The 14,743-nt window shown below is 32.2% G+C and carries 14 protein-coding genes; all 14 read right to left on the bottom strand.

All coding sequences use genetic code 11. The features are described from left to right. Nucleotides 1-3: 3 nt before the first annotated feature. The 14 genes from E5R92_RS05155 to rplS are packed head-to-tail and all read right to left on the bottom strand — an operon-like array spanning nt 4 to nt 14,737. Nucleotides 4-1,497, bottom strand: a complete 1,494-nt coding sequence (locus E5R92_RS05155) for a CoA-acylating methylmalonate-semialdehyde dehydrogenase (RefSeq protein ID WP_168607021.1) — start codon at nt 1,495-1,497, stop codon at nt 4-6. 24 nt (nt 1,498-1,521) lie between these two features. Beyond that, nucleotides 1,522-2,295 (bottom strand): succinate dehydrogenase iron-sulfur subunit, encoded by a 774-nt coding sequence (locus E5R92_RS05150; protein ID WP_168607020.1) that lies wholly within the window; start codon nt 2,293-2,295, stop codon nt 1,522-1,524. Next, complete coding sequence (gene sdhA / locus E5R92_RS05145; protein WP_168607019.1) at nt 2,295-4,067, bottom strand: succinate dehydrogenase flavoprotein subunit; 1,773 nt, start codon at nt 4,065-4,067, stop codon at nt 2,295-2,297. Before sdhA ends, E5R92_RS05150 begins: the two co-directional genes overlap by 1 nt. Next, entirely contained in the window at nt 4,067-4,393 is a 327-nt protein-coding gene (sdhD, locus tag E5R92_RS05140) for a succinate dehydrogenase, hydrophobic membrane anchor protein (RefSeq protein ID WP_168607018.1), read from the bottom strand. The genes sdhA and sdhD overlap by 1 nt, the downstream gene beginning before the upstream one ends. Nucleotide 4,394: 1 nt before the next feature. Beyond that, nucleotides 4,395-4,778, bottom strand: coding sequence for a succinate dehydrogenase, cytochrome b556 subunit (gene sdhC, locus E5R92_RS05135; RefSeq protein WP_168607017.1), 384 nt, complete (start codon nt 4,776-4,778; stop codon nt 4,395-4,397). After that, nucleotides 4,771-5,772, bottom strand: coding sequence for an aspartate-semialdehyde dehydrogenase (locus E5R92_RS05130; protein ID WP_168607016.1), 1,002 nt, complete (start codon nt 5,770-5,772; stop codon nt 4,771-4,773). The genes sdhC and E5R92_RS05130 overlap by 8 nt, the downstream gene beginning before the upstream one ends. A gap of 20 nt (nt 5,773-5,792) precedes the next feature. Further along, a complete protein-coding gene (locus E5R92_RS05125) occupies nt 5,793-6,902 on the bottom strand; it encodes a dimethylsulfoniopropionate demethylase (RefSeq protein WP_168607015.1) in 1,110 nt (369 codons plus the stop codon). Beyond that, the gene (locus tag E5R92_RS05120) at nt 6,899-7,675 is read right to left on the bottom strand and encodes an alpha/beta fold hydrolase (protein WP_168607014.1); all 777 of its coding nucleotides are present in this window, start codon (nt 7,673-7,675) and stop codon (nt 6,899-6,901) included. The genes E5R92_RS05125 and E5R92_RS05120 overlap by 4 nt, the downstream gene beginning before the upstream one ends. After that, nucleotides 7,672-9,300, bottom strand: coding sequence for a long-chain-fatty-acid--CoA ligase (locus E5R92_RS05115; protein ID WP_168607013.1), 1,629 nt, complete (start codon nt 9,298-9,300; stop codon nt 7,672-7,674). The genes E5R92_RS05120 and E5R92_RS05115 overlap by 4 nt, the downstream gene beginning before the upstream one ends. A gap of 1 nt (nt 9,301) precedes the next feature. After that, nucleotides 9,302-11,065 carry an acyl-CoA dehydrogenase family protein gene (locus E5R92_RS05110; RefSeq protein ID WP_168607012.1) on the bottom strand — a complete coding sequence of 588 codons (1,764 nt, stop codon included), beginning with the start codon at nt 11,063-11,065 and terminating at the stop codon, nt 9,302-9,304. Between the two features lie 26 nt (nt 11,066-11,091). Then, on the bottom strand, nt 11,092-12,198 hold the full coding sequence (gene leuB, locus E5R92_RS05105; protein WP_168607011.1) for a 3-isopropylmalate dehydrogenase: 1,107 nt from the start codon (nt 12,196-12,198) through the stop codon (nt 11,092-11,094). Further along, the gene (leuD, locus tag E5R92_RS05100; RefSeq protein ID WP_174823069.1) at nt 12,185-12,796 is read right to left on the bottom strand and encodes a 3-isopropylmalate dehydratase small subunit; all 612 of its coding nucleotides are present in this window, start codon (nt 12,794-12,796) and stop codon (nt 12,185-12,187) included. Before leuD ends, leuB begins: the two co-directional genes overlap by 14 nt. 1 nt (nt 12,797) lies before the next feature. Further along, nucleotides 12,798-14,201, bottom strand: a complete 1,404-nt coding sequence (leuC, locus tag E5R92_RS05095) for a 3-isopropylmalate dehydratase large subunit (RefSeq protein WP_168607010.1) — start codon at nt 14,199-14,201, stop codon at nt 12,798-12,800. A gap of 11 nt (nt 14,202-14,212) precedes the next feature. After that, complete coding sequence (rplS, locus tag E5R92_RS05090) at nt 14,213-14,737, bottom strand: 50S ribosomal protein L19 (protein ID WP_168607009.1); 525 nt, start codon at nt 14,735-14,737, stop codon at nt 14,213-14,215. Nucleotides 14,738-14,743: the final 6 nt, after the last annotated feature.

The following is a 14,743-nucleotide window of genomic DNA, read 5'->3' as shown; positions in this document are numbered from 1 at the left end:
TCCTTATTTCATTGTTGGCATGACAAATTCTGCATTAGATCTTATTCCAGAAGGCCATCTTGATGTTACTGTTTTAAGCTTTGTATAAAATTTAATTCCTTCAGCTCCGTGCATTGCGCTATCTCCAAATAAAGATCTTTTCCATCCGCCAAAACTATGGAATGCCATTGGTACAGGTATTGGAACATTAATTCCAACCATACCAACTTGAATTTTACTTGCGAACGTTCTTCCAGCATCACCATCTCTTGTATAAATGCTTACTCCATTACCATACTCATGATCATTAATTAGCTTTGTTGCTTCTTCAAAAGTTTTTACTCTTATGACTGATAAAACAGGTCCAAATATTTCTTCTTTATAAATTCTCATATCTTTTTTGACATTATCAAATAAACACCCACCTATAAAAAAACCATTTTCATATCCTTGAAGTTTTATATTTCTTCCATCAACAATTAATTTAGCACCTTCTTCAACTCCAAGATCAACATAACTTTTTACTTTTTCTAAATGTTCTTTTGTAACTAGTGGACCCATCTCAGATGTTTTATCCATACCAGGTCCTACTTTTAATGCTTCAGCTTTTTTTGATAAACGAGCAACTAACTCATCACCTATATCTCCTACAGCTACTGCTACCGATTGTGCCATACATCTTTCTCCTGCTGAACCGTATGCAGCACCCATTAATCCATTTACTGCACCATCAAGGTCACAGTCAGGCATTACAACTAAATGATTTTTTGCACCACCTAAAGCTTGAACTCTTTTTTCATTTTTTGCAGAATTTTCATAAATATATTTTGCAATTGGTGTTGAACCTACAAAACTTACAGCTTTGACATCTTTATTTGTTAAAATTGCATCAACGGACTCTTTATCTCCATTAACAACATTAAAAACACCATCTGGTAGTCCAGCTTCTGTTAGCAATTCTGCTAATCTTAATGGACAAGATGGGTCTTTTTCTGATGGTTTTAAAATAAATGTATTTCCACATGCAATAGCTAGAGGGAACATCCACATAGGCACCATTGCTGGAAAATTAAAAGGTGTAATACCAGCAACAACTCCAAGAGGCTGACGCATCGACCAACTGTCAACATTTGTTCCTACGTTTTCTGAAAATTCTCCTTTAAGTAAATTTGGGATTCCACAAGCAAACTCAACAACCTCTAAACCTCTTGTTAAAGAACCTTTGGCATCCTCATAAACCTTGCCATGCTCTGAAACTATTAGTTTTGTAAGTTCGTCAGCATTTTTTTCTATTAATTCTTTAAATTTGAACATTACCCTTGCTCTTTGAAGTGCAGGTTTTAATGACCAGGTTTCAAAAGCTTTTTGTGCTACTTCTACAGCTTGATCAAGATCAGTTTTACTAGCTAATCTTACCTCAGACTCTTGTTCGCCTGTTGCTGGATTAAAAATTTTACTTTTTCTATCAGATGAGCCTGAAATTAGCTTTCCGCCAACAAAATGTTCTAATAAATTCATGAATGTTGCTATTTAAAGGGGTAATTAGCTTGTTGCAAGCATTTTTTTCAATTCAGCTATAGCTTTTGCTGGATTTAATCCCTTTGGACACGCACTAGTACAATTCATAATAGTATGACACCTATATAATTTAAGCTCATCAGCTACTTTTTTTAATCTTGCTTTTTTTTCATCGTCTCTACTATCAACTATCCATCTATAAGCTTGAAGCAAAACAGCAGGACCTAAATATTTATCACCATTCCACCAATAACTTGGGCAAGATGTTGAACAGCAAGCACACATGATGCATTCATATGCACCATCTAATTTTTTTCTGTCTTCTTGAGATTGTTTAATTTCTGTAGTTTCAACTTTTGTATTTGTTTTCAACCAAGGCTCAATTGATTCATATTGTTTATACAATCCGCTCAAGTCTCCAATTAAATCTTTTTTAACTTTTAAATGAGGTAGTGGATAAATATTTATATCTCCTTCAATTTCTGAATGAGGCTTCGTGCATGCTAAACCATTTTTCCCATCCATATTCATTGCACATGATCCACAAACACCATGCGCACAAGATCTTCTGTAAGCTAATGATGGATCAATTTCATTTTTAATTTTATTTAAAATATCTAGTACTTTTGAGGGACAATTATCCATATCTACCTCATAAGTATCTACTCTAGGATTTTCTTCATCTGAAGGGTTCCATCTATAAACATTTACTTTTCTGATATTTTTTGATCCAGTTTTATCTTGATAATAGATACCTTTTTCAACTTCTGAATTTTTAGGTAAATTTATTTGAACCACTAGTAAACTCTTTCTTGTGGTGGAAAGTATTGAACTTCATTTGTTAAAGTTGTTTTTGTAACTGGCCTATAACCAATTTTTGTATCTTTTCCATTACACCAAGCAATAGTGTGTTGCATAAATTTTTCATCATCTCTTTTTGGGAAATCTTCTCTTGCGTGTGCACCTCTGCTCTCTTGTCTATTATAAGCAGAGTCCACTGTTGTAATTGCTTGTCTTATCAAGTTATCAAACTCCAATGTTTCCACTAAATCAGTGTTAAAGACAAGTGACTTATCCTTTACAGAAATTGATTCCATTCCATCGTATGCTTTTCTAATATTATCAACACCCTCTTTAAGAGTTTTTTGGGTTCTAAAAACAGCACACTTAGATTGCATGGTTTTTTGCATTGAAAGTCTAAGCTCTGCAGTGCTATTTTCACCACTAGAGTTTCTTAATTTATCAAATCTTTCTAAGCATTTTTTTGTTTCGGTCTCTCCTATATCCTCATGTGGAGTTCCTGGTTTTACAATTTCAGCAGCTCTCTTGGCTGCTGCCCTTCCAAATACAACTAAATCAATTAAAGAATTAGACCCCAATCTATTCGCCCCATGAACAGAAACGCAGGCAGCCTCACCAATTGCCATTAATCCTGGAACCGTTTCAGAATCATTTCCTGATAATACTTCGGCTTTATAATTTGTTGGAATGCCTCCCATATTATAATGAACGGTAGGAACGACTGGTATTGGCTCTTTAGTTACATCAACATTTGCAAATAATCTTGCTGCTTCAGTTATTCCTGGAAGTCTACTTTCAATAATACTTTTATCTAAATGACTTAAGTGTAAATGAACATGATCTTGCTCCTTACCAACTCCTCTACCTTCGTTAATTTCAATCGACATTGATCTACTTACAACATCTCTAGATGCTAAATCTTTTGCTTTTGGAGCATATCGCTCCATAAATCTTTCTCCTTTTGAATTAACTAAATATCCACCTTCACCTCTGACACCTTCAGAAATTAAAGTTCCATGTCCATAAATTCCTGTTGGGTGAAATTGTACAAACTCCATATCTTGTAATGGTAAACCCGCTCTTAAAACCATAGCATTTCCATCACCTGTACAAGTGTGTGCTGAAGTTGCTGAGTAATAAGCTTTTCCATAACCACCTGTTGCAATTATTGTACTGTGAGCTCTAAATCTATGAATTGTTCCATCATTTAAATTCCAAGCAATAAGACCTTTGCACTCACCATCTTTCATTAATAAATCTAGAGCAAAGTATTCAATAAAAAATTCAGTATTATGCTTTAAAGCTTGTCCATAAAGGGTATGAAGTATTGCGTGTCCAGTTCTATCTGCGGCTGCGCATGTTCTTTGAACAATACCATTACCATAATTTTTTGTCATTCCACCAAAAGGTCTTTGATAAATTTTACCATCATCAGTTCTACTAAATGGTACTCCATATTTTTCTAATTCTATAACAGCTGCTGGAGCTTCTTTACAAAGATACTCAATACTGTCTTGGTCACCTAACCAGTCAGCACCTTTAACAGTGTCATACATATGCCAACGCCAATCATCTTCACCCATGTTCCCTAAAGATGCAGAAATTCCTCCTTGAGCAGCAGAGGTATGACTTCTTGTTGGAAATACTTTTGAAATACAGGCAGTTTTTAATCCTGCTTCACTTAAACCAACAGCAGCTCTTAGGCCTGATCCTCCGGCACCAAGCACGACAACATCGTATTCATGGTCTATTATTTTATATGAACTCATTAGCTTAAATTAAATATTATAGTAATTGTGATTATTGGCACTATTATAGCAAAAATATTGAGCATTTTGTTTGCGGCATTTTTGATTTTTTCATCCTGAATATAGTCTTCAAATACCTCACTAATGCTTAAAGCTGAGAAAAAGTAAGCAAATACTAGTGTTAAAGAAACTAAAATTTTAGATGGTTGAGTAGTAAAAAAATTAACAATCTCAATATAATCTTTATCAAAAATTGAAACTAGATTTAAGATAAACCAAATCATTAGGGGCACTAGAATTGCTGAGCTAATTTTCATGAACACCCATTTTTTTGTAACAAAGTTCATTTTAAATAAAATTCCTTCCTAATAGATAAAATAGAATTGTAAAAAAAATAGACCCAAAGATAACTAGTAAGCCTGTAATCTTTGTTGTCTTTAGTTCAAATCCATAGCCAAGATCCATTACTAAATGTCTTATTTCACTCAATATTTGAAAGCTAAATGACCAAGTTAAACAAATAATAATAAATTTTCCAAAAATAGATTGTAAAAATATTTTTGTTAGTTCGTAATTAGACTCTCCTGATAATAAAGAAAAGATCCAAAAACAAATTATAGTTATTGCTGATATATTAACTATTCCAGTAATTCTATGAGAAATAGAAACTAAAGAAGATATATGCCATCTATAAATTTGGATATGTGGCGATAAAGGGTTGTTGTTATCCATTATTTTTTTTAATTAAAAGCTCGGCTATTTCAATTGCATTCAGTGCAGCACCTCTTAATAAGTTATCTGATACTATCCACATATTAATTGTATTCTTCTTTGTTTTGTCTTCTCTAATCCGAGAAATATATGTTTCATTTTTACCTTCTGCTTCTAAAGGTGTAATGTAACCTCCATCTTCTCTTTTATCATATACCTCACAACCTTCTGCACTATCTAATAAAGAGTGTATTTTTTCTAAACTAATTGGTTTTTCAAATTCAATATTTACTGACTCAGCGTGAGAAACTAGCACTGAAATTCTTACACATGTTGCTGTCAGTTCAATCTTATTATCAAGAATCTTTTTTGTTTCGTTAACCATCTTTAATTCTTCTTTTGTGTAACCATCATCAGCAAAATCATCTATGTGTGGAATGGCATTAAAAGCAATTTGTTTAGTAAAATTTTTAGAATTTATTTTCTTTTTATCTAATGATAATCTAGTTTGTTCAATCAATTCATCCATTGGTTCTTTACCACCACCAGATACAGATTGATAAGTGGATATAACCACTCTTTTTATATTAAATTCATCATGTAATGGTTTTAGAGCTATTACTAATTGTGCTGTAGAGCAGTTTGGATTAGCGATAATATTTTTTTTTAAAACATTAATTGCTTCTGGATTCACCTGTGGAACTACTAAGGGTACATCTTGATCCATTCTAAAAAAGCTAGAGTTATCAATTATTGTAGTATGTTTTGCTGCTTTTTCTGCATATTTTTCTGATATTTTTCCACCAGCTGCAAAAAATGTAATTTCAGCTTTAGAAAAGTCGTAAGTCTCTAAGTTAAAAATCTCATGCTCCTTACCATTAAAATTTACTTTTTGTCCAGCACTTCTTGAAGAGGCAACTAAGAATAATTCATTAATTGAAATTTTTTTCTGCTCCAATACTTCAAGCATTTTTCTTCCAACATTACCTGTGGCTCCTACAATTGCTATATTCATGATATTATTTTACTTTTATACTAGATGAAGGGTAAATCGCAAACGTTTCCATTAATAGTGTTACCGTTTACTTGAATTTTAAAGCTTTGAGATACTTCCCAGTGCGATTTTTGAATCATTGCTATACCTATAACCTTTTGAAAATGAGGCGAATAACAAGCCGATCTTAACTCACCAATTATATTATTATTCTCATCATATATGTCTTTTGATCCAGTAAGACTAATTTCTTTTATGTTAATTCTAACTCCCATTAATTTCTTTTGAGGTCCCTTTAGTTTTACTTCTTTTAATTTTTCTTTTCCTAAAAAATTTATATCACTATCTAAACTAACATATTGATCAAAACCACATTCAAATGGATTATCATTATTATCAAAGTCATTACCATAAGATAAAAGTGCACTCTCAATTCTCTCTATTAAGTTTGGACATCCTGGTCCTACTTTAAATTCTTTTCCAACTTCAAAAAGATGATCATATAATTTTTGTCCTGACTGCGTATTTTGAACGTATACCTCATATCCTCCTTGTTTTGACCATCCTGACCTTGCTATAAGATGCTTTGTCCCTTCAAAATCAAAATAATCAAACCCAAAGAATTTTAGTTCAGTAATTTTTTTTCCAAAAACCTTTTCCATTAATGCAAAGGATTTTGGACCTTGTATTGCCATTATATCAACTACTGGTTCTACAATTTTAACATCAAATTTATGTCCTGATGCTAAGCCTTTGGCAAAAAAGATTACATCTGAGTCTGCTATTGATATCCACCATTTATTTTCATCTAGTTTTAGAATAACTGGGTCATTAACTAAATTTCCATTTTCATCTATTATAGGGCAATAATAACATCTGCCTATTTTAGATTTTGATAAATCTCGGCATGTCATTAATTGCACTAACTCTGCAGAGTCTTTTCCTGATATTTCTACTTGTCTTTCTGCAGCAACATCCCATACTTGAACATGTTCTTTTAAATGTTTGTAGCTATCCTCTATTGATCCAAATGCTGCAGGTAACAGCATATGATTATAAATTGTGTATGCTGTAACCCCTTGCTTCTCTATTCTTGAGGTATAAGGAGTGCTTCTTAATCTTCTAGATTTTGCTATTGAAAAGTTTTTCATTTTTTTAAAAATTCAGAGATCTTTTCTCTCATTTCAAAAGCTTTTTCAAACATAATCATGTGTCCACAATCCTTAATTATATGAGTTTTTGAATTAGGAATAAGTTCAGCAAATTTCATACCTTTTTCAAGGTTAACCATCTTATCTAGCTCACCAAAAATAAATAATGTAGGACACTTGATTAACCTTAAAGCTTCAGATCCATTTTTATAATTATTACAAGCTACAAGATCGGTGGCTAAAACTTCCCTAATATCTCTTGGAGAATTAATAATTTTATTTACAGGATTGCCTCCTATAAACTTTTTAGAGTTTTCATAGCTCCACTTCATCATTAATTGAACTGCTTTATTATCTCCACTCTCAGCAAGATCTATTAAATCCTGATTAACAGGCATTCTATAAGAACCACCAACAAATATTAAATTTTTAACTCTTTCTGAATATCTTGAGGAATATTCCAATGCCTCCAAACACCCTTGAGAATGACCTATTATTGTTAATTCAGAGATATTAAGTTCTTTAAAAACTTTTTCTAACCAATCTGAAATTTCTTCTATTGATTTTAAACAATCACCCTCAGAACTTCCATGACCAGGCAAATCAATTGCTAAAACATTATAATTTTGATTTGATAAATACTGCTCTGTTAAAGACCAAACAATATGAGAGAGACCACTTCCATGAAGTAAAATTATTGTAAATTTTTTTTTATCAATACCTTTACCTGAATCTGATGCAAAGACATTCTTATTGTCTACTTGAAAGATCAACTTAATTCCTTAACTTTTTTTCTAAGTTCAAATTTTTGAATTTTTCCTGTTGAAGTTTTGGGTAAATCACAAAAAATAACACTTTTAGGAAGTTTAAATCCTGCCAATGTTTCTCTACAAAAATCTATTATTTCTTTTTCAGTTGCTGGTTTATCTTTAATTAATTCAACAAAAGCACAAGGTGTTTCTCCCCATTTTTCATCTGGTTTAGCAACTACAGCTGCTAAAGAAACTGAAGGGTGTTTTGCAATTGCATTTTCAATTTCTATTGAAGAAATATTTTCTCCTCCAGAAATAATAATATCTTTAGATCTATCTTGAATTTTTATATAACCATCAGGATGGGTCACAGCTAAATCCCCTGAATGAAACCATCCACCTTCCATTGACTTATCTGTTGCTTCTTTGTCTTTGTAATACCCCTTCATTACAATGTTTCCTCTAATCATAATTTCACCCATAGTCTTTCCATCTTTGGGTACTGGCTTCATTGTTTCAGGATCCATTACAATAGCGCCCTCTGTGTTTGGGTACCGTACACCTTGCCTTGCTTTGATTTCATTCTTTTTATCTTTTTCTAAAGAATTCCAATCTTCATTCCATGCACACTGCAACATATGACCATAAGTTTCCGTTAATCCATAAACATGCATCACTTCAAAACCAAGTTTTTCCATCTTTTCAAAGATAATGCTTGGAGGTGGTGCGCCTGCAGTTAAAACATTTACTTTTCTTTTTAGTACTTTTTGATCTTCTTTTGGAGCATTAACAATCATATTTAATACTATTGGGGCTCCACCAAAATGAGTTACTTCATATTTATCAATTAATTCAAACATCTTTTTTACATCGATGTTTCTTAAACAAATTACTCTTGCATGTAGCATTGCTAGTGTCCAAGGATAGCACCAGCCATTACAATGAAACATTGGTACAACGCATAAAAAATTTAGTTTATTAGGCATATTCCAGGCTGTGGCACTGCCTGTTGACATCAAATATGAGCCTCTATGGTGATAAACTACTCCTTTTGGGTTTCCAGTGGTTCCAGATGTGTACCCCAATGAAATTGCTTCCCATTCATCTTTTGGTTTTTTCCATTCATAATTCTCATCACCTGTATTTAAAAAACTCTCATACTCAAGATCTCCTATCTTTTTAAAAGAACTTGTATCTATGTCCTGATCCTCAATATCAATAATTGTAATTTTATTTTTAACATTTTTTAAAGCCTTCTCAATCACATCATGAAATTGTCTATCTACAATTAAAACCTTTGCATCACTATGTTGTAAAATGTAACTTACTGTATTTGGATCTAGTCTTGTATTGATTGCATTAATTACTGCTCCCACCATCGGTATTGAATAATGTGCTTCAAAAATTTCTGGCGTATTGAAAGCCATTATAGAAACTGTATCTCCAGTTTTCACACCTAATTTATCTAGTGCGCTAGCAAATTTAACACATCTCTTATAAACCTCTTCCCAGGTATACGATCTACTTTCGTAAACTAAGGCTTCATAATTTGGATATATATCTTTGGTTCTTTCTAAAAATGTTAAAGGAGAAAGAGGAACATAATTAGCCTCATTTTTATCTAAATTTGTATCGTAATGACTCATATTAACTGAATTTAAAATTCATTATATAATCACTTCCTGATGTAGCAGTTTTAAAATGACTTTCGGCTCTTGGTAAAACTCTTTTAAAATAAAAATTTGCAGTTTGTATTTTATCTTCATAAAAGTCTTTGTTTTGTTCGTAATCTTTAAAGCTTACTTCTAAAACTTTTATCCACGCATGTGCTATGGACACAAACCCCAGTGCTTTTAAATAGTCATTGCATGCCGCACTTGCATCATCTTTTGAGTTTTGTACTTTTTCTTTGATCCAAACAGTAAAGGTAGATAAGATTTCTAGGTGTGCTTTTAGTTCTTTTATAAAAGGTTTTAATTTTTCATTTTCTGTAATGCAGTCATTATTGATCAATTCTAAGTATTTGTTAATTATATCACCATTTTTATTTACTAATTTTCTAAAAACTAAATCTGCGGCTTGAATTGAATTTGTTCCTTCATAAATTGGAGTAATTCTATTATCTCTATATAATTGCTCTATTCCTTGGTCTTTTGTATACCCATAACCACCATGAACCTGCATAGCTTCACTTGTTATCTCCATTCCCATATCACTAAACATCGTTTTAACTACAGGTGTCATTAGCGACACAAGGTCTGATGCTTCTTGTTTAATTTTTTCATCTGGGTGATAAAGGCTAACTTCTGTTTGTTGAGACAGCCAAAAACATAAGGCTCTTTCACCTTCAATAATAGATTTCATATTAAGCAAAGATTTTCTAATATCGGCATGTTCAATTATAAAATCTGCACCATTAGTTGATTTTGTATTATTTGTTTTTCCTTGTTTTCGTTCTTTTGCGTAACTTAAAGAATTTTGATAGGCAATTTCAGAAATCCCTAAGCCTTGAATTCCTACAACTATTCTCTCTAAATTCATCATAGTAAACATTGCATTTAACCCTTTATTCTTTAATCCAATCATATAACCGGTTGCATCATCAAAATTTAATACACATGTAGCAGAACCTTTAATTCCCATTTTACTTTCTATAGACCCTGTAGAAACTCCATTTCTAGGTCCAATAGATCCATCTTCATTTACTAAAAATTTAGGTACTAAAAATAAACTTATTCCTTTTGTACCTGCTGGAGAATCAGCTACTCTTGCAATAACTAAGTGGATAATATTTTCAGTTAGATCTTGATCACCTGAAGTAATAAAAATTTTCTGTCCACTTAACTTAAAAGTTCCATCAGATTGCTCAATAGCTTTTGTTTTTAAAAGGCCTAAATCAGTTCCACAAACTGGCTCTGTAAGACACATTGTGCCACTCCATTTTCCTTCAACCATTTTTGGAAGATACTTTTCTTTTATTTCATCTGTGGCGTGATGAGAAATACAATTATATGCACCAATACTTAACTCACTATAAAGCTTAAATGATAAACTTGCAGATGATAACATTTCATCAAAAAAAGCACTTACCGTTTTTGGCATTCCTTGTCCTCCATATTTTGGATCACAAGAAAGTGAAGTCCAACCATCTTCTATATATTTAGAATAAGCTTCTTTATAGCCTGGCGGTGTTATAACCACACCATTTTCTAGAACTGTTGGGTTTTCATCACCTGATTTTGCTAATGGTAATATTAAGTTTTGATTAATCTTGGCTGCTTCTTCTAAAATATCTTTTACTAATTCTGAATTAACCTCTTTATACTTTTCAAGATCATTATAATTTTTATTATTTCTTAATTTATCAAAAAGAAACATCATGTCTTCGACTGGAGCAGTATAATTTGGCATTCCAGAACTCTAGAATAATTATTTAATTATTGCAATTTTGAAATTATCGCATCACCCATAGCTGATGTTGATACTTCTTTTTTTCCCTCAGAAAGAATATCTTTTGTTCTAAGACCATCATTTAAGACATCTTGCACAGCTTTTTCTAAAGCATCAGCTTCACTATCTAAATCCAGTGAGTATCTTAAAGCCATTGCAAAACTTAAAATCGAGGCTATTGGGTTTGCAATCTCTTTTCCAGCAATATCCGGTGCAGAACCATGAATAGGTTCATACATAGCTCTCATTTCTCCATCTTTATTTTTTGCACCTAAAGAAGCTGATGGTAATAAACCTAGGGATCCCGTTAACATTGAGGCTTGATCGGAAAGCATGTCTCCAAATAAATTATCAGTAACAATTACATCAAATTGCTTTGGGTTTTTTAATAATTGCATTGCACAATTGTCAGCAAGCATATGACTTAATTCTACATCTTTATATTCTTTGTCGTGTAACTCTTGAACTTCTTCTTTCCAAAGTTGTCCGGCCTCCATTACATTTGACTTTTCACATGAAGTAACCTGATTTGATCTCTTTCTTGCTAGATCAAAAGCTACTTTTGCTACTCTAACTATTTCGCTAGTTGTATATGAATGTGTGTTAATCCCTTTTCTTTCACCATTTTCTATTGGCTTGATTCCTCTTGGTTCACCAAAATAAATTCCACCTGTTAATTCTCTCACTATCATAATATCTAATCCAGATACGATTTCTGGTTTTAGTGTTGAGGCATCAACTAATTGTTCAAAACAAATCGCAGGTCTTAAATTTGCAAATAATTTCAATTCTTTTCTTAATTTTAACAAGGCTCTTTCTGGTTTCTTTGAAAAATCCAAGTTATCCCATTTTGGTCCACCGACCGCACCTAACATAACAAATTCACTTTCTAAAGCTTTGTAAAAAACTTCATCTGTAATTGGTGTTCCATGCTTATCGTAAGAGCAACCACCAGCTAAATCTTCATCAATTTCAAAATCTAAAGATTTATTTGAATTCAACCATAAAATAACTTTTTTAACTTCTTGAATAACCTCAGGTCCAATGCCATCCCCTGGTAAAAGTAAAATCTTTCTTTTTTTAATTTTTATCATTAAATATCCATGGTTTATTATTTTTTAGGTTTTCTTCAAAGGTTGTAATTTTTTCTTTTTTGGCTAATGACAGCGCAATATCATCAAGTCCCTCTAATAAACATTTTTTCTTAAATGGATCAATATCAAACTTAATTTCACTATTTCCAAAAATTATTTTTTCTTCATTTAAGTCTATTGAAATTTCTTCTTTTCTTTTTGAATATTCTGATAATTCTTTTATTTTTTCTTCTGGTAAGGTAATTGGTAAAATTCCATTTTTGAAACAGTTGCTGTAAAAAATATCAGCATAACTAGAGCTTATCACACATGTAATTCCAAAATCTAAAAGTGCCCAGGGAGCATGCTCTCTTGATGAACCACAGCCAAAATTTTTTCCTGCAATTAGTATTTTTGATTGATTGTGAGGTTCTTGATTTAGAATAAAATCTTTTATTTCATTTCCATTATCATCATACCTCATTTCAAAAAATAAGTTTTTTCCTAACCCTGTTCTTTTAATTGTTTTAAGAAATTGTTTTGGAATAATCATATCTGTATCAATATTTACTATTGGTAAATATGCTGGGATACTTGTAAGTGAATTGAATTTTTGCATTTTAGTTTTGATACTTCCTAACATCATCTAAGTTTCCAGAAATTGCAGCTGCTGCTGCCATTCCAGGGCTTACTAAATGTGTTCTGCCACCTCTACCTTGTCTTCCTTCAAAGTTTCTGTTTGAAGTTGAGGCACATCTTTCTTCTGGTTTTAATTTATCTGCATTCATTGCAAGACACATTGAACAACCAGGCTCTCTCCATTCAAAACCTGAAGCTATAAATATTTTATCTAAGCCTTCCTGCTCTGCCTGCTCTTTAACTAAGCCTGAGCCTGGAACAACCATTGCATGAACATGGGACGCCTTCTTTTTATCTTTTAATATTTTCGCAGCTTCCCTTAAATCTTCAATTCTGCCATTCGTACAACTTCCTATAAAAACCTTATCAATCTTAATGTCCGTAGCTAGTGTATCAGCCTCTAAACCCATGTAATTTAACGACCTTTCTAAAGAATTTTTTTTGTCCTCATCTTGTTCATTTTTAGGGTTTGGAACTTTTCCATCTATAGTGATTACATCTTGTGGAGAGGTTCCCCAAGTAATCATCGGTAAAATATCTTCTGCAACTAAGTTGATTTCTTTATCAAATTTAGCTCCATCATCAGTTTTTAAACTTTCCCAATATTTCATAGCCTTATCCCAATTGTCATTTTTTGGAGACATCGGTTTACCCTTTAAATATTCAAATATTTTTTCATCTGGAGCAATTAATCCTGCTCTTGCTCCTCCTTCAATAGTCATATTACAAATTGTCATTCGTTGCTCTACACTTAAAGATGAAATTAGGCTACCAGCATATTCAATGACAGACCCTGTTCCCCCTGCAGTTCCAATATTTCCTATAATTTGTAAGATTACGTCTTTAGAGGTAACACCAATAGGAAGTTTTCCGTTAACATTAATTCTAAAATTCTTTGCTTTTTTTTGGACCAATGTTTGTGTTGCTAGAACATGTTCTACTTCTGAGGTACCAATTCCAAATGCTAAAGCACCAAATGCACCATGTGTTGCTGTGTGACTGTCTCCACAAACAATTACTGTACCAGGTTGCGTAAAACCTTGTTCTGGACCAATGATATGAACAATTCCTTGTCTCTTGTCGTTCATTCCTAAATATTGAACTCCAAATTCTTTACAATTGCTTTCTAAGGTATCTACTTGAATTTTAGATTCTGCATCTGCTATTCCTTTTGATCTATCGGTAGTTGGAACATTATGATCTGCAACTGCTAGTGTTAAGCCAGGTTGTCTAACTTTTCTGTTAGAATTTCTTAATCCTTCAAAAGCCTGTGGACTTGTCACTTCATGTACTAAATGTCGATCAACAAATAATAATGTCGTACCATCATCTTGTTGATCTACTAAATGATCATTCCAAATTTTATCGTAAAGAGTTAAAGGCATTGAAAAAAAAATTATTTTTTTTCTTCTGTTTTTTCTATTTTTGGTTCTGCTTGAACCTCTGCTTGTTTTACAGGTTCTGCTTGAACTTCTGTTTGTTTTTCTGATTCTACAGCCACTGGTGCTAAAGTTTCTTCTGTTACCGTTTCTGGTTTAACGTCAACTTCTATACCAATTTTTTTTCTAATTTTTTCTGCAATTCTAGCTGATTTACCTGTTCTGTCTCTTAGGTAATATAATTTTGCTCTTCTAACTTTACCATGACGGATAACTGTAATTGTATCTATAACTGTACCATACAGTGGAAATGTTCTTTCAACACCTTCACCAAATGAAATTTTTCTAACTGTAAATGAAGAATTTATATCCCTGTTTTTTCTAGCTATACACACACCTTCAAAATATTGAATTCTGTCTTTTTTACCTTCTGTAATTCTAACACCAACTTTTATTACATCTCCTGGGAAAAAATCTGGAATTTTCTTCTCAGTTAGTATTTTTTTAACGTTATGTTGGTTTATTTCTTCAATTGTTTTCATGTTAAT

Origin of the sequence: Candidatus Pelagibacter giovannonii (assembly GCF_012276695.1) — a bacterium.
In the GTDB taxonomy this organism is placed as follows: Bacteria; Pseudomonadota; Alphaproteobacteria; order Pelagibacterales; family Pelagibacteraceae; genus Pelagibacter; species Pelagibacter giovannonii.
The sequence above is the reverse complement of the archived record's forward strand: the minus strand, read 5'-3'. Positions and strand labels throughout refer to the sequence as shown.